At 61.0% G+C, this 16,622-nt stretch carries 11 protein-coding genes and 1 pseudogene; 6 read left to right on the top strand and 6 right to left on the bottom strand.

All coding sequences use genetic code 11. The features are described from left to right. Positions 1 to 2 precede the first annotated feature (2 nt). Genes glgX through treY form a run of 3 tightly spaced genes read left to right on the top strand, consistent with a single transcriptional unit; the run spans position 3 to position 6,633 of the window. Positions 3 to 2,078: a glycogen debranching protein GlgX gene (gene glgX, locus BLV09_RS30725; RefSeq protein ID WP_146690067.1), complete on the top strand. Its 2,076-nt coding sequence runs from the start codon at positions 3 to 5 to the stop codon at positions 2,076 to 2,078. Continuing rightward, positions 2,075 to 3,841: a malto-oligosyltrehalose trehalohydrolase gene (gene treZ / locus BLV09_RS30720; protein ID WP_146690066.1), complete on the top strand. Its 1,767-nt coding sequence runs from the start codon at positions 2,075 to 2,077 to the stop codon at positions 3,839 to 3,841. Before glgX ends, treZ begins: the two co-directional genes overlap by 4 nt. After that, a complete protein-coding gene (treY, locus tag BLV09_RS30715; RefSeq protein ID WP_146690065.1) occupies positions 3,841 to 6,633 on the top strand; it encodes a malto-oligosyltrehalose synthase in 2,793 nt (930 codons plus the stop codon). The genes treZ and treY overlap by 1 nt, the downstream gene beginning before the upstream one ends. A gap of 51 nt (positions 6,634 to 6,684) precedes the next feature. On the opposite strand, the gene BLV09_RS30710 is transcribed toward treY, so the two are convergent. Beyond that, the gene (locus BLV09_RS30710) at positions 6,685 to 6,996 is read right to left on the bottom strand and encodes a polyhydroxyalkanoic acid system family protein (protein ID WP_146690064.1); all 312 of its coding nucleotides are present in this window, start codon (positions 6,994 to 6,996) and stop codon (positions 6,685 to 6,687) included. A gap of 168 nt (positions 6,997 to 7,164) precedes the next feature. Between BLV09_RS30710 and BLV09_RS30705 the strand changes: the two genes are divergently transcribed. Beyond that, the gene (locus BLV09_RS30705) at positions 7,165 to 7,329 is read left to right on the top strand and encodes a DUF3309 family protein (protein ID WP_100385981.1); all 165 of its coding nucleotides are present in this window, start codon (positions 7,165 to 7,167) and stop codon (positions 7,327 to 7,329) included. A 196-nt stretch (positions 7,330 to 7,525) separates the two neighbouring features. Beyond that, positions 7,526 to 8,326 carry a transporter gene (locus tag BLV09_RS30700; protein ID WP_146690063.1) on the top strand — a complete coding sequence of 267 codons (801 nt, stop codon included), beginning with the start codon at positions 7,526 to 7,528 and terminating at the stop codon, positions 8,324 to 8,326. A 13-nt stretch (positions 8,327 to 8,339) separates the two neighbouring features. On the opposite strand, the gene ligD is transcribed toward BLV09_RS30700, so the two are convergent. Continuing rightward, on the bottom strand, positions 8,340 to 11,000 hold the full coding sequence (gene ligD / locus BLV09_RS30695) for a DNA ligase D (protein WP_146690062.1): 2,661 nt from the start codon (positions 10,998 to 11,000) through the stop codon (positions 8,340 to 8,342). A 122-nt stretch (positions 11,001 to 11,122) separates the two neighbouring features. Here ligD and BLV09_RS30690 point away from each other — a divergent pair, with 122 nt between their 5' ends. Next, positions 11,123 to 12,004, top strand: coding sequence for a Ku protein (locus BLV09_RS30690; RefSeq protein WP_146690061.1), 882 nt, complete (start codon positions 11,123 to 11,125; stop codon positions 12,002 to 12,004). Between the two features lie 149 nt (positions 12,005 to 12,153). On the opposite strand, the pseudogene BLV09_RS30685 reads toward BLV09_RS30690, so the two are convergent. The 4 genes and pseudogenes from BLV09_RS30685 to BLV09_RS30670 all read right to left on the bottom strand — a co-directional run. After that, positions 12,154 to 12,369 (bottom strand): annotated as a pseudogene (locus tag BLV09_RS30685) (DUF6496 domain-containing protein); the annotation flags it as partial. Between the two features lie 92 nt (positions 12,370 to 12,461). Continuing rightward, complete coding sequence (locus tag BLV09_RS30680) at positions 12,462 to 13,151, bottom strand: response regulator (protein ID WP_100385977.1); 690 nt, start codon at positions 13,149 to 13,151, stop codon at positions 12,462 to 12,464. Beyond that, positions 13,148 to 15,871, bottom strand: coding sequence for a sensor histidine kinase (locus BLV09_RS30675; protein WP_146690059.1), 2,724 nt, complete (start codon positions 15,869 to 15,871; stop codon positions 13,148 to 13,150). Before BLV09_RS30675 ends, BLV09_RS30680 begins: the two co-directional genes overlap by 4 nt. A gap of 56 nt (positions 15,872 to 15,927) precedes the next feature. Continuing rightward, entirely contained in the window at positions 15,928 to 16,533 is a 606-nt protein-coding gene (locus BLV09_RS30670; protein ID WP_146690058.1) for a K(+)-transporting ATPase subunit C, read from the bottom strand. Positions 16,534 to 16,622 lie beyond the last annotated feature (89 nt).

Genomic DNA, 16,622 nt, shown 5'->3' with positions numbered 1-16,622 from the left:
GCATGCGATTGTCAGCGGGAACGCCCTCGCGCCTCGGTGCAAGCTGGGACGGCCGAGGCACCAATTTCGCGCTGTTTTCCGCCAACGCCCAAAGGGTCGAGCTTTGCCTGTTCGACAATCAGGGCCGCCGCGAACTCGAACGCATCAGACTCCCCGAGCGCAGCGAAGACGTCTGGCACGGCTACCTGAACGACGTCGCGCCCGGGCAGCTATATGGTTATCGCGTTTACGGTCCGTACGAGCCCGAACATGGCCATCGCTTCAACCCCAACAAGCTGCTGCTCGATCCCTATGCCAAGCGGCTCGCCGGGCGGCTGGTATGGAGCGATGCGCACTTCGGCTATCGCACCGGCAGCGCGCGCGAGGACCTTTCCTTTGATCGGCGCGACAATGCCCGTGGGATGCCGAAGGCCGTTGTCGTCGATGAAACCTTCAACTGGGGACGCCGCGAGATACGTCCCAACATTCCCTGGGAAGACACCATCATCTATGAGGCGCATGTCAAAGGCCTGACGCAAAAGCGCGACGATATCCCGCCAAATCTGCGCGGCACCTATGGCGGCCTGTCATCACCTGTGATGATCGATCACCTCAAGCGTCTCGGCGTCACCACCATCGAATTGCTTCCGATTCATGGTTTCGTCGACGACCGAATGCTGGTCGAAAAGAAGCTGGTGAATTACTGGGGATACAACACGCTGTCGTTTTTCGCGCCGGAGCCGCGCTATTCCCAGGACAATCCGCTCGACGCCTTCCGTACCACCGTGGCGCGACTGCACGACGCCGGCATCGAAGTGATGCTCGATGTCGTCTACAATCACACTGCCGAAGGCAACCATCTGGGCCCGACACTGTCGTTTCGCGGCATCGACAACGCCTCCTATTACTGGCTGATGCCGGACAATCCGCGCTACTACGACGATTTCACCGGCTGCGGCAGCTCGGTCAACCTAACCCATCCGCGCGTTCTGCAGATGGTGATGGACTCGCTGCGCTATTGGGTTGAAGTCTGTCACGTCGACGGCTTCCGGTTCGATCTCGCTACCACCCTCGCGCGCGGGCCGAACGGATTCGAGCGTAACAGTTCGTTTCTCACCGCGGTGCGCCAGGACCCGGTGCTGGCAACCGTGAAGCTGGTCGCCGAGCCATGGGACCTCGGGCTCGGCGGCTATCAGGTCGGCGGATTTCCGTCGCAATGGTCCGAATGGAATGACCGCTATCGCAGCGCGATGCGGCGCTACTGGAGCGGCGAAGGCAGCCTGATCGGCGAGGTGTCGAGCCGCATGACCGGCTCGTCCGACCTGTTCAATCACAGCGGCCGCACGCAACGCGCGAGCGTCAACCACATCACCGTCCACGACGGGTTCACGCTGTCCGATCTGTTCAGCTATAACGAAAAGCACAATGAGGCCAATGGCGAGGATAATCGCGACGGCTCCAGCGATAACCTCAGCAACAATTGCGGCCATGAAGGTCCGACCGACGACCCTGCCGTCGTCGCCATGCGGCGTCAGTTGCGGAAGAATCAGCTTGCCTGCGTGCTGCTGGCGCAGGGCTTGCCGCTGATTCTGGCGGGCGATGAGGTCGGCAACAGCCAGGGCGGCAACAACAACGCCTATTGCCAGGACAACGAAATAGGCTGGGTCGGCTGGGAAGGCCTCAACCAGGAAGGTGACGACCTCACCGACTTCATCGGCCACATGATCGGTCTGCGCAAACAATTTTCGCAACTCCGCTCGCACCGCTGGCTTGATGGGCGGCGGCCCGATGGATCTTATGGCGTGTTGTGGCTGACGCCCTCAGCCGATGAGATGAAGGAATCGGACTGGAATTTTCCGGAGGGCAGGTTCCTCGCTTATGTGCTCGGCCCGATGGAACAAGGACAGGCGCCGATCTTTATCGTTCTAAATGCCGCTCCCGAGGAGATTGAGTTCACGCTGCCGAAGATGACCGAATACGCGAGCTGGAAGCAGCTATTGAACACGACCGAAAGCCAACAAAAGACGACCGACTTCGCCTCGGGCGCCGAGACCAAGGCGCCTCCCCGCTCGGTTCTCGTCTTTGCGGGTTCGGCATGAATGGGCGTCAGTTCGGCCCAATACTGACGCCGGACGGCGCATCCTTTCGTTTGTGGGCGCCGGCTGCCAAGCGGATCGATCTGCTGTTGGAAAAACCTCACCCGCTTCGCCGCGGTGACGATGGTTGGTTTTCTGCCGACGTCGCCGGTGTCACGGCGGGCGCGCGTTATAAATTCCGGATCGACGGTGAGATCGAGGTGCCGGATCCAGCCTCCGCATTTCAGCCCGACGACGTGTCCGGTCCAAGCGAGGTGATAGATCACGCGGCCTATCGCTGGCGCGCCGACCAATGGCGCGGACGGCCATGGCAGGAAACGGTCGTGATCGAAACCCACGTCGGCACTTTCACGCCGGAAGGCACCTACCGCGCCATGATCGGCAAGCTCGATCATCTCGCCGAAACCGGTATCACCGCACTGGAACTGATGCCGCTGGCGGATTTCGCGGGCAAACGCAACTGGGGCTATGACGGCGTGTTGTGGTACGCGCCCGACAGCGCCTATGGCCGTCCCGACGATCTCAAGACCTTGATCGACGAGGCGCATCTTCGCGGGCTGATGGTGTTCCTCGACGTCGTCTACAACCACTTCGGCCCCGAAGGAAATTACCTCGGCCGATACGCGCCTTCGTTTTTTACGGACGCGCAAACCCCCTGGGGCAGCGCGATCGATTATCGGGTGCCGCAGGTTCGCGACTTCGCCATCGAGAACACGCTGTATTGGCTGCGCGACTATCGCTTCGACGGATTGCGGCTGGATGCCGTACATGCCATCGCCGAGCCCGGCGAAGTTTCGATGCTGCATTCGCTCAGCAAAGCAGTCGGAGAATTGGCGGCTGAAACCGGCCGTCACATTCATCTCGTGCTCGAGAATGACGACAATGCCGCGAGCCTGCTCGACGCCAACGAAGATCCACCGCATGGCAAATACCGCGCGCAGTGGAACGACGACTATCATCACGCCTGGCACGTGCTGCTATCAGGCGAGACCCACGGCTATTACCGCGACTATCGGCGTTCGCCACTCCACGATATCGCCCGCGCGCTCGGCTCCGGCTTTGTGTATCAGGGCGAAGCGTCCACGCATCGCGGCGGGCAATTGCGCGGCGAGCGGAGCGGGAAGCTTGCCCCGACCGCCTTTGTCAACTTTTTGCAGAACCACGACCAGATCGGCAACCGCGCGCTTGGCGACCGGCTCGAAAGCAATGCCAGTGCCGATGCCATCGAAGCCGCATTGGCGATCACCTTGCTGGCGCCGATGGTCCCGATGCTGTTCATGGGTGAAGAATGGGGCTCGAAAGCGCCGTTTCCCTTTTTCTGCGATTTCCAGGGCGACCTCGCCGACGCCGTCCGTAACGGACGCCGCAGGGAATTCGCCGGCGCCTATGCGAAACATGGCGACGAGATTCCCGATCCCCTGGCAATATCAACCGTTCGGTCCGCTGTGCTCGACTGGCCTTCGCGCGAGCAAGAGCCTGGACGCCGTCGGCTGTCGATGGTGCGAAAGCTGCTTTCGATCCGGCAAAAAGAGATCGTCCCACGGCTTGACGGAGCCGCGTTCGGCCGGGCGCATACCGCAGATGATGGTTTGCTCACGGCCGACTGGCGCATGGGCGATGGCGCCACGCTGCGGTTGACCGCGAACCTCTCGCCTCGCGGGATCGATGACCCAGCCGGTCGGGCACGCGGCACCATCATCTGGGGTGATGAGACCAGCGGGCCGATGCGGCCTTGGTCGGTCTGCTGGCGTCTGGAAGCACGCTGATGCCCCCGGCCATTCCGATCGCAACCTATCGCCTGCAACTCACACCCGACTTCGATTTCGACGCGGCCACGGCGGTCGTTCCCTATCTGAAGGCGCTCGGCATCAGCCATCTCTATGCCTCGCCCTTCATGAAGGCGCGCAAGGGCAGTACCCATGGCTACGACATTGTCGATCACACCCAGTTCAATCCTGAACTCGGCGGCGAGGCCGGCTTTGTGCGATTGAGCCAGGCGTTAAAGCAGCACGACATCGGCCTCATTCTCGATTTCGTTCCAAACCATGTCGGCGTGCATTTCGCCGATAATCCAAGGTGGCTTGACGTGCTGGAATGGGGTCCAGCCTCGCCGCACGCGGCCTCGTTCGACATCGATTGGGAGCTATTGCCATATCGGGCACGCGGCGGTGTGCTGCTGCCCATCATCGGTTCATCCTACGGCGAAGCCCTGGAGAAGGGCGAGATCGAGCTTCGTTACGATTCCGGCGAAGGCAGCTTTTCCGCCTGGTATTTCGAGCATCGCCTGCCGATCGCGCCGGAGCGCTACAGCGAGATTTTGCGAACGATCATCAAGGAGGCTGACGCCGAAGACAGCGAAGCCGGCAAACAAATTCTCGCGCTCGCCTCGCACTACAAGGGGTTGCGTCATCCCAATCGCAACGAAGCGCCGGCCTTCAAGAAAGCGCTGACGGGTATCCCGGGAAGCGCCGAAATCATCGCGCGCGGACTGGCGGCCTACCGGGCGGGAGCCGGGCGCGCCGCGCCGATCACGGCGCTGCATCATCTGCTGGAGCGCCAGCATTACAAGCTCGGCCATTGGCGGCTGGCCTCCAGCGACATCAACTATCGGCGCTTCTTCGATATCAACACGCTCGCGGGATTGCGCGTCGAGGACGCCGGCACATTCGACGCCATCCACCGGCTGGTCAGAAAATTGATCACGGAAGACAAACTCCAGGGCTTGCGGCTTGATCACATCGACGGCCTGCGCGATCCCGCGCAATATTTTCAGCGCCTGCGCCGTCTGATCCGCGAGGCGCAAGGAAGCACGACCAGGCCATTCTACATGGTGATCGAAAAGATCCTCGGTGAGCATGAAGCCCTGCCCCGCTTCAGCGGCGTCCACGGCACCACCGGTTACGAATGGCTGAACACCATCACCCAGGTGCTGGTCGACGGCACCGGGCTCGATGCACTTGATGAGATCTGGCGACAGATCAGCAATATGCCGCCCAAACTCGGGCCTGTCCTGAAGGAAGCCAAGCGGAGAGTTCTCGAGACCCTGCTGACCAGTGAATTTACCGTGCTGACACGCCTGCTGGCGCGGATCGCCAGCGGACATTATTCCACCCGCGACTATTCCGCTGATAGCCTCCGACAGGCGCTCGAACTCTACGTCCTGCATTTTCCGGTCTATCGCACCTATCTGGCATCGACCGGCCCAACGGCGCCGGACCGCGCGCTGATCTCGGAGACCATCGAAAAAGCGCGGGCCGAGTGGTTCGCCGCCGACGAAGGCATTTTCGACTTTCTGCGCGACACGCTGACGATGGATTTGATCGGACCCGGCCGCCCGCCGCACAGCACGCCGCGGGTTCGCCGCTTTGCCCTCAAGACCCAGCAGTTTACCGGGCCCATGATGGCGAAGTCGCTCGAGGACACCAGCTTCTATCGCTATCAGCGCCTGCTCGCGCTCAATGAGGTCGGCGGCGATCCGGCGGCCAAGGCATTGTCAACAGACGTATTCCACGAAGCCATGAAGGTTCGCGCGAGCGAGTGGCCGCATGGCATGACAGCGACCGCGACCCACGACACCAAGCGCGGCGAGGATGCACGGGCGCGCTTGATTGCCCTGACCGAGATTCCCGGCGAGTGGACCAGTGCTGTTGCGCGATGGAAAGTCCTGAACGCGCCGCATCTCGTCATCGAGGGCGGGATGCGCGCGCCTTCCGCAACATCAGAGTACATGCTGTATCAGGCGCTGTTGGGCGCGTGGCCGTTGGGTGGGCGCGATAATGTGTTTCTGGAGCGGATGCAGGCCTACGCGCTGAAGGCGGCGCGCGAGGGCAAGCAGGAAACCAGCTGGCTTAATCCCAATGAAGCCTATGAGGCAGGATTAAAGATTTTTATCGCGCGGATTCTGGATCGTTCAGTTTCCGCCGAGTTCCTGAACTCGCTCGAAACGCTGGCGCGGCGTGTTTCGCTTCTGGGCGCATTGAACTCGCTCAGCCAGATCACATTGAAGGCGACGATACCGGGTGTGCCGGATTTCTATCAGGGAACGGAGTTCTGGGATCTGTCGCTGGTTGATCCCGATAATCGGCGTCCGGTGGATTTTACCGAGCGCGCTGCGGTACTGGCAAAAATGGAAACCCCGGATTGGAACAGCCTCGTGCAGAGCTGGTCCAGCGGCCATTTAAAGCTGGCCTGGACCCGGCATCTCCTGAAGCTTCGAAACGAACTCGCTGAATTGTTCACGCACGGTGATTATCAACCGTTAGAGGTTACGGGGGCGCATCGCGACCACGTCATCGCTTTTGCGCGGCACCATGGCCGCGACGCGGTGATAACAGCCGTGACAAAATCATTCGCGCCGCTATCGCAAGGTGGCCGCGCATGGCCCAGCGCCGAAGGCTTTGATGGTTGGCTTAATCTCAGTGCCTATTCCGTGGAAGGGATCGGCAGCGAGAGCGGTCAGGCGGAGCTGCCTCTCTCCGCGCTGTTCCGGCATCTACCTGTTGCAGTCCTGAAGGCGAGAGTCGGCACCATCAAATCCGGGCGAAAGCATCACGCGTGATACGACGTTAAAAACGCAAAAGACCGCCCGAATCCAGGCGGCCGCGCAGCGTCAGCTTCTCTTGGTGAGCAGCAATTGGCCACGATTTCGGATCGCGACCTGGGCCACTTCCGCGAATCGCTGCAACAACCAGGGCAGCGTAACTTCCAGCCGGACATGATCATCCGCCACGTCGAGATGGCCCGACGCCGCTTGCCCCAGCGCGCGGACACGAAAGATCATGCGATTGTCTTCCCATCGCTCCTCATCGACCTTCAACACGGGAATGCTGGAGGCAGCCCGCGTCAGCCCCGCCTGCAGGCGACGCGTCGCCTCTTCGCGGCCAAGCCGATGCGGAATCGAAACGACAAGCGGTGCAGACATCTCAAAATCCTTTCCTTATCTAACTGCATGTAATTCCACGCCGTTCGAAAAGAAGAGACGTCAGCTAAATATGGCGATGCAAAAAATGGAACTTTAGCAGTTCCCGTTCGTTTTTTCGCCTGAAGGCAGAGCAACGGGTGCCGACTGCCGGGCTGGAGGAGATACTGCATGTCCATTGGTACGATCATTCTAATTATTCTGATCATCGCCCTGCTCGGCGGGTTCAGCGGCATCGGCGGCGGACCGTTCTACGGCACCGGATATTATGGCGGCGGCGGCCTCGGACTTATCGTCGTGATCCTCTTGATCCTCGTGCTGCTCGGCAGGATCTAGCTCTCACTGGTTGATTCGATCGTGAATGGTGTGGAGACCAGCGAGCGCCGGGTCTCCACACCATTGCGTATCCAAGGCTTTTCCGAAAAAATTAGCTGTTGTCATACACCGTGATGGTCCGCTTTTGAGCAAGCCGGATGAACAGGGGCCGGCCGGTGTTGGTCGTGATTGGTGGGTAGTTTTTTAGGCGTATGCCGTGAGCGGACGAATTTTCCAGATATGCCTGCCCTCGGCGTTTTTGCTGCTGTGGGCCGCGGCCGACGCACGGGCGGACGCCTGTCCGACCGCCAAGGATGAAATCGCAACCGACCGGCCGGATGTCACCAACTCCAGCCTCGTCGTTCCCGTTGGCAGTCTCCAGAACGAGAATGGCGTGAACCTTACCGCTCGTGACGATGGCCAGACCATCGATGGCACCAACAGCCGATGGCGGCTCGGCGTAGCGCCCTGCCTGGAATTGCTGGTGGATCTACCGACCTATTTTGCCAATGTTCGAGGACCGGGAAGTTCGGGATTTGCGGACGTCTCCCCGGCGATCAAATGGCAAGTCAGTCCGGTCCCGGGAAAGATCGACCTGTCCCTTGTGTTCGGCGCGGCGCTGCCGACTGGCGCGGCCTCCATCGCGGGGCGTGGCGCGCAGCCTTATGTGCAAATGCCGTGGTCGTGGGAATTGCAGGACGGCTGGGGTCTCAGCGGCATGTTTACCGAGTTCTTCCATCCCTCGGATTTCACAACCAACCGTATTACGGAAACCACCTTCGCGATCGAAAAGAAGATCGGCGAAAGAGCCAGCCTGTTTGTTGAATATGTCGGCGACTATCCTGAGGGCGCGAACCCGAGTCAGTTCCTGAATTCGGGCGGGCTGTACCGCCTGACCCCGACGCAGCAAGTCGACTTCCACGTCGCGCTCGGACTCAATCGCAATTCCCCAAGCTATATCGCCGGAATAGGCTACTCATTCCGACTGGACGGATTATTCGCGGGCTTGCCGAGATGAAGCGATCCGCGTGCTATTTCCGCGCGGCCAGCTTCTTGATCGCCGCCTTGATTGATGACGCCGCGTCGTCGTAATCGGCCCACGCCTTGGTCTTGGTGAGTAGCCCCGGAACGGACCGAACCGTATAACGCTTCGGGTCGAGATCGGCTTTCACCTGCGCCCATGTCAGCGGCATCGAGACGGTGGCGCCCTGGCGCGCGCGCGGCGAGAGCACGGCGACCGCGGTCGACATCCGATCGTTGCGCAGATAATCGAGGAAGATCTTTCCCTTGCGCAGTTTTTTCGACATGTTGAGCAGATAACGCTCGGGATCCTCATCGGCCATCCACTGGCAAACGCCTTGCGCGAACGCCTTGGCCTCCTTCCATGTCACCTGGTCTTTTGCGCCATGCAGCAGCGGTGTCACCACGTGCAGCCCCTTGCCGCCGGTGGTTTTGCAGAAACTTTCCAGGCCAACGTCACTCAGTCGCTGCCGCATGTCCTTGGCGGCTTCGACGACGTCGGCGAATTCAACTTCCGGTGCGGGATCTAGATCGAACACCAGTCGTCCCGGCACGTCAGGCGCATCCGGCGCGCAGTTCCAGGGATGCAGTTCGAGACCGCCGATTTGCGCGACAGCAGCCAGGCCTTCGACCCGGTCGACTTGCAAATAAGGCTTGCGATCGCCGGATACTTTCACCAATTCCAGCAGGTTCGAGATGCCCATCATCGCGTGACGCTGAAAGAATGTCTCACCGTTGATACCGTCAGGTGCGCGAACGATGGAGCATGGCCTTCCCTTGAGATAGCCGATCATCCATTCGCCTACGGCCTCGAAATATCTGGCGAGATCGAGCTTGGTCACGCCCTTCCCGTCGCCGGCATCCGGCCACAGCTCCTTGTCGGGCTTTGAAATCACGACGCCCATGACTTCGGCGGACTTGCCGGTCGCCGGCCTCGCGCTCTTCGCAACGGTCTTTCCGCCTTTGACGGAAGGGTTGGCGATTTTGCTCATCGACGGCCTTTCCGCCTCGACCTCGTTGGCCGGCTTGTCCTGACGCAATCCCTTGAAAGCAGCCTGCCGTATATTGCCGGCGTCAGTAAAACCGGCGAATTCAATCTCGGCGACCAACTCAGGCTTCAGCCAGTGCACGTCGCGGGTCTTGCGCGGGGCATCCTTGCCGCCGAACGGGCTCTTGTCCGAGGCCGCGGCCTTCAGCGCCGGCATGATACGCCTGATCTTGTCCTGCCCGAAGCCGGTGCCGACGATCCCGACAAAGGCCAGATGATCGTCGCGATACACGCCCGCCATCAGCGAGCGGAATTTGCCGTTGGTGGTTTTCCAGCCACCGAGAACGACTTCGTGTCCGGCGCGGCATTTGGCCTTGGTCCAGTTCTCTGAGCGGCCGGAGCGATAGGGCGCATCGAGCTTCTTGGAAACAATACCCTCCAGCGACAGCTTGCAGGCCGATTGCAGGATGGCATCACCGCCGCTTTCGAAATGCTCGACATAGCGGATCTGCCTGACTTTGGCTTTCGCCCGGGCCTCCAGCAATTGCTTCAAGCGTGCCTTGCGTTCGCCAAGCGGCAGGGCGCGAAGATCTTCGCCGCCGGCGAACAGCAGATCGAATGCAAAGAAAATGAGCTGATCGGTCTTGCCATCGGAAAGCGCGGCTTGCAGCGTGGAAAAATCCGGCGCGCCTTGATGGTCGAGCGCGACGATCTCGCCGTCGATCAGCACATCTGGCAGCGCACTGGCCTCCTCGGCAATGGCTGCGAATTTTTCGGTCCAATCCAGCCCTTTGCGGGTCTTGAGGACGGCTTCGCCATCCTCGACGCGCAATTGTACCCGGTAGCCGTCGAACTTGATCTCATGGCCCCATCCGTCCGCGCCGGGCGGACGATCGACAGAGGTGCAGAGCTCAGGCGCGACGAAATCCGGCATCGCGGCAACCTTCTTGGCCTTTGGCGCCTTTGCGGAAGCCCGCGCCGGTTTCGAAGCCGCCTTCTTGTTGTCCGCCCGTGCTTCGGCGGCTTCACCCCGGTTCGAATGCCAGACCGCGTCGGCTTTGCCGCGACCATTCCTGGTCAGCATGAACGGCTTTGGCGCTTTTCCCTTACCCTCGGCGATCTGATCCATCGATCGTCCCGAGGCGACCGATTGATCCTCATCCAGGATGTTGTTGGCTTTACCCTCCTTGGCGAATTCGTCGCGGTGCTTGATCAACAGCCAGTTGGTGCGCTTGCCGCCGTAACGGTCGCCACGCATACGGACCAATACCCAGCTGCCGTGAAGCTTGTCGCCATGCAGGGTGAATTTCAGATCACCCTTTTTAAATCCCCGTTCCGGATCGTCGGATTCCCAATAGCCACGATCCCAGAGCTGCACGGTGCCGCCGCCATATTGCCCTTCAGGTATCGTGCCTTCGAAATCGCCGTAGTCCAGCGGATGATCTTCCACCTCCACCGCCAGCCGCTTGTCATGGGGATCGAGCGAGGGACCGCGTGTCACCGCCCAGGATTTGAAGACGCCGTCGAATTCCAGCCGCAGATCGTAATGAAGCCGCGTCGCATCGTGCTTCTGAATCACGAACCGCCGCTGTTTCGAAGGCGCGACCTTGACCCTGCCGCTCGGCTCGGCGGTCTGCTCGAAATCGCGTTTCTTTCGATAGGTGGACAGGCTTCCAGGCGGCACGGTCAAACTCCACAGAAAGACGTATCGGTGCGTCCGGCGCGGCGGCAGGATCCCGAACTAAAACACGCAGTATCTGTTGAAAGTTCCAGAATTTCCCCACTCACACCATGCCGGAGATTGTAATGGCCGCTCGCGCCTATTGGAAAGGCTCCCTGAAACTTTCTCTCGTGTCCTGCCCGGTGCTGCTTTATCCGGCCTCGACGTCAGTCGAGAAAACCCGCTTCCACATGATCAACAAGGAAACCGGCAACCGGCTGAAGCAGCAGATGGTCGATGCCGAAACTGGCGAGGTCGTCGAAAACGACCAGAAGGGCCGCGGCTATGAGCTGAAAAAGGGCGAGTATGTCGAGATCGACAAGGATGAGCTGGAGGCGGTCCAGATCGAAAGCAACCATACCATCGATATCGACAGTTTCGTGCCCAAGGAAGAGATCGACAAGCGTTATCTCAACCACCCCTATTACATCGCTCCCGACGGCAAGGCCGGCGTGGATGCCTTCGCGGTCATTCGGGATGCCATGAAGGATCAGGATCGCGTCGCGTTGGCACGCATCGTTCTTACCAACCGCGAGCACGTCATTGCGATCGAGCCGCTCGGCAAGGGCCTGCTCGGCACCACGTTGCGATATCCCTACGAGCTGCGCGACGAAGACGAATATTTCGACAGCATCAAGAACCCGAAGATATCGAAAGACATGATCGAACTTGCCGGCCATATCCTCGACACCAAGGCCGCGCATTTTGACCCGTCGAAATTCAGGGACGAATACGAAGATGCGCTGAAAGCGCTGGTGAAACGCAAGGCCGCCGGCAAGCCGGTCAAGGTTGCGGAGCGCGAGGAAAAGCCGGACAACGTCGTCAGCCTGATGGATGCACTCACGCAAAGCCTAAAGGGCAAGGCGTCGGCCAAGCGCACGGCGCATTCTGCCGTCCGGCGGGTAGCGCAACGCCGGCCGGCCAAGAGACCGCACCGGCCGGCGGCACGACGTCGCAGTGCGGGATAGGGCCAGAATCCTTATCATCATTGCAAGCCAACGGGTTGCGAATGCGCGCCCGACGACAGGCTCCGCGAAGCAATCCAGAGCCAAACATTAAGAACTGGATTGCTTCGTCGCTCTGCTCCTCGCAATGACGATAAAGAATTTCCCTATCACCTTGCCTTACGCTTCTTCGCTGTCTTTCGCTTCTTCGAAGCCTTCTTCGGCACCTTTGCTCCCGCTGCCCTTGCTTCGGAAAGGCCGATCGCGATGGCCTGTTTGCGGCTCTTGACGGTCCGGCCCGATCGGCCGCTCTTCAAGGTGCCCGCCTTGCGCTTCTTCATCGCGCGTCCGACTTTGGCGGACGCCTTCTTCGAATATTTTCGTGCCATGATTTTTCTCCTGGTGGCGCGAAAATAATCATCGCAACCGGCAAAGGTTCCGAATCTGCAACCTTGCTCCCGTGTCTACCGGGATCTTGCCCTTAATCCGCTGCGCGTAGCCGATAGCCGATGCCGGTTTCGGTCAGCACGAATTGCGGGCGCTCCGGATCGGCTTCGATCTTCTGCCGGAGTTGACGTACATAGACCCGCAAATATTGCGCGTCGGTCAATTCGTCCCACAGCTCGTTCAAAAGAAACCGATGGGTCAACACCTTGCCGGCGTGCTGGACCAGCACACGCAACAATTCGTATTCCTTGGGCGACAGCTTGATGTCCTTGTCGCCGACCTTGACGATACGGCGCACCAGGTCGACGGACAGATCGCCTGACCGAAACACCGGCCGTTCGCCGTGAACCTGCAATTGATGCCGCAACGCGGCGCGCAGGCGCGCGAGCAGTTCGTCCATCCCGAAGGGTTTGGTGAGATAATCGTCGGCGCCGAGATCGAGCGCCTGGACTTTTCCGGCCTCATCGCCGCGGCTCGACAGCACCACAATCGGCACAGCGTCATTGCGCCCGCGGATCATGCGCAGCAACTCATGGCCCTGGATGTCCGGCAGGCCCAGATCGAGAATGATCAACGCCGGATTTTCGGCCAGCAATTCGAGCGCGACCTTGCCGTTGGAGGCTTCCAGGATCTCATAGCCTTGCGTGCTCAATCCCATTCGCAACAGCTTGCGGATCGGCGGCTCGTCATCGATGACAAGGACCTTGATGGGGGATGCGTTCATGCGGCGGTATCCAGCGCGGCGGTTTTAGCCGGGATCGGCAATCGGATGGTCAGCACAGCGCCGCTTCGATCGGTGCGATTGGTCGCCATGATCGTCCCGCGCATCGCCTCGACGAAGCCGCGGGAGATCGCCAGCCCAAGGCCGGTGCCGGGACGGACGTGATCGCCTTTTTGGGCGCGGTAAAACTTATCGAACACGCTTTCGAGCTCCGTCGGCGGAATACCGTCACCTTCGTCGATGATTTGCAGCAACACCGACTCTTTATCACGCAGGCTCCTGATCGATATCGTGGTGTCGGCGGGTGAATATTTCGCCGCGTTGTCCAACAGATTGAACAACACCTGTTCGAACAGCACGGCATCGAGCTCCAGCATCGGCATGTCGGCCGCGAGCTCAAGCAGAACCTTGTGATGCGCCAATATCTTGCTGGCGCGGCGCAATACGCTGCCGACGATCTCGCCGACATCCTGCCGGGTCGTATTCGGCACGATCGCGCCGGATTCCAGCTTGGTCATGTCGAGCAGATTGGCGATGAAACGGTTGAGGCGCTCGGACTCGTCGATGACAGTCGCCAACAGGTCACGCTTTTCCGGCTCGGTCAGGCCGCTTGCGAGATCCCGCATCGTGCTGGCGGCGCCGAGGACGGAGGCCAGCGGCGTCTTGAGATCATGCGAAATCGAGGTCAGCAGCGCCGAACGCAAGCGATCCGACTCGACGGTTCGCTTGACGCGATCCATATCCTCCACCAGCAGCACCCGTTCGATCGCGAGCGCGCCCTGGTCAACCAGAGCATCGAGCAGGCGACGCTGGTCCGGCGTCAATAGCGGCCCCGTCCTGTCGTCATCGATGCCGATGACGCCGATCGGCCCGCGGCCGGTTCGCATCGGAAGGAACAGGCGCTTGGCGCCGGGCAGCGTATCCGAGCCGCGGCCGGCGGTGCGATCGTTGCCCCAGGCCCAGTTCGCGGCGGCCAGATCCGCCTTGTCCAGCTGGTCCTCGGGCGGATAGCCCGCCTTGACGGTCAGAACATGATCCTCCGGCAGCAACAGCACCACCCTCACCTTGAGCATCAGCGCGATCTGATAGGCGGTCGCCCACAGCACGTCATCGAGCGTCGCGGTGCCCGCAAGCTTGCGGCTGAAGGCGTAAAGCGATTCCGTGGTGCGAATCCGGCTGGTCGCCGTGAGCGCCTGGGTGCGGACGCGCGCCGCCACGTTGGAAACCAGGATCGCGATCAGCATGAAGAAGAAGAACGCCGCGACGTTGGTCGGGTCGGTAATGGTGAAGGTGTAGATCGGCGGCAAGAAGAAGAAATTATAGCACAGCGAGCCTGCGACGCTTGCCAGCAGCGACGGCAACAGGCCGAAGCGAACCGCGACGCTCACCACGGCCGTCAGAAACACCAGATCGACGTTTTCGATACCAAATACCGGCTGGATCAGTTTCGCGGCGCCAAGGCCGACAGCCACGATCGCGAGCGCCATCAGGTAGGGGCGCGGATCGAACGGTTCGGGCCGCTCCGCCGTCTGAACCGCCGTTTTAGCTGCCGTCTTGGCAGGCAGCTCATCGCCTGCGATCACGTTGACGCTGATATTGCCCGCGCGACGCACCAGATCATGCACCACCGAACCGCGGATGATTTCGAACCACCGCGAACGCGTCGCCTTGCCGATGATGATCTGGGTCACGTTGTTGGCGTGCGCGAAGCCGATCAAATCATCGGCAATGCGGCGACCGACACCGGGAATGGTAACCGCCTCTCCGCCCAGCGCCTCCGCCAGACGCATCGTGTCGGCCAGCTGATCGCGCTGCGCATCGGTCAATTGCAGGCTGCGCCTCGTCTCGATGCTGACGGCCGTCCACGGCGCATGCAGGCGGTCCGCGAGCCGCTTGGTGTAGCGTACGAGCCCTCCCGCGCGCGGATCCTCGCTAAGACAGACCAGGATGCGTTCGCCCGCGGCCCAGGGACCGGCGATCGCATTGGCCTGCATATGTGTCAGCAGCTGTTCGTCGACACGCTCGGCGGTCCGGCGCAACGCCAGCTCGCGCAGCGCAGTCAGATTCCCCGGCGAGAAATAATGGTCGAGCGCGCGCTCGGCCTGCTTGGGAACGTAGACCTTGCCTTCCTTCAGCCGCGTGATCAGGTCGTCCGGCGTGAGATCGATCAGCTCGATCGCATCCGCCCGGTCGAACACCGAGTCAGGTACGGTCTCCCGCACCCGCACATGCGTGATCTGGGCGACCACATCGTTAAGGCTCTCGATGTGCTGGATATTGACCGCGGTGTAGACGTCGATTCCGTGAGACAGCAGCTCCTCGACGTCGAGATAGCGCTTGGGATGGCGGCTGCCCGGCGCATTGGTGTGGGCGAGTTCGTCGACCAGCGCAAGCTGCGGACGACGCGCAATCAGCGCGTCGATATCCATTTCCTCAAGGAACTGGTCCTTGTAATGGAAGCGTTTGCGCGGAATGACTTCGAGGCCTTGCAACAGCGCCTCGGTCTCGGCCCGTCCGTGCGTCTCCACCACGCCAACGACCACGTCGACGCCGGCTTTCAGCTTGGCATGCGCGCTCTGCAGCATTTCGTAGGTCTTGCCGACGCCGGGAGCGGCGCCGACGAAAATCTTGAGCCGGCCGGACTGATCGTTCTCCCGTCGCGCGGTCTCCAGCAGGGCTTCCGGCGAAGGTCTTTTATCGGGATCGCGGCGCTGATTTGCCATAAGGCATTATAATCCTCATGCCGCTCCGGGCCTAGCTGGGCCGAGCCCAGCTTGCGTTACTTCGATGCAGCGGCGTCGAGCGCCAGATTAAGCGCCAATACGTTGACACGCGGTTCACCGAGCAGCCCGGCGAGGCGGCTTTGCGTCTTCTCCTCAACCAACCCGCGGAGCCGATCTTCCGGCATATTCCGCGCCTTCGCCACGCGCGGCACCTGGAATAGCGCAGCCGCCGGCGAAATATCAGGGTCGAGACCGCTGCCGGAGGTGGTGACGAGATCGGTGGGAACGGGCTGGGAAGGATTCTCGGCCTTCAGTCTGTCGACGTCCTCCTTGAGCCGGTCGCTCAGGGCTTTGCTGGTCGGGCCGAGGTTAGAACCACCCGAATTGGCCGCGTTATAGGGTGCAGCCACCGTCTTGGTCGAATCGGCCGGATCCGGCGCTGTGGTCGCGGAAGGCCGGCCATGGAAATATTTGTCGCTCTTGAACTCCTGCCCGATCAAGGCGGAGCCGACCACCTTGCCGTCCTTCTCGATCAGGCTGCCCTCAGCCTGCTTCGGGAAGATCACACCGGCGATCGCGGTCATCGCGAGCGGATAGGCGAGGCCCGTAATCAGCGTCAGCACGACAAGGATGATGATGGCGGGGCGAATTTCTTTCAACATGATCGTCTCCTATTGTCCTTGCGAGGCGCGAAGCGAGGAAGCGATCCAGCAGTCACTGGAAGCAGCTCTCGATTGCTTCGCTATCGCTC

Source organism: Bradyrhizobium canariense (assembly GCF_900105125.1).
GTDB classification, from domain to species: domain Bacteria; phylum Pseudomonadota; class Alphaproteobacteria; order Rhizobiales; family Xanthobacteraceae; genus Bradyrhizobium; species Bradyrhizobium canariense_A.
The sequence above is the reverse complement of the archived record's forward strand: the minus strand, read 5'-3'. Positions and strand labels throughout refer to the sequence as shown.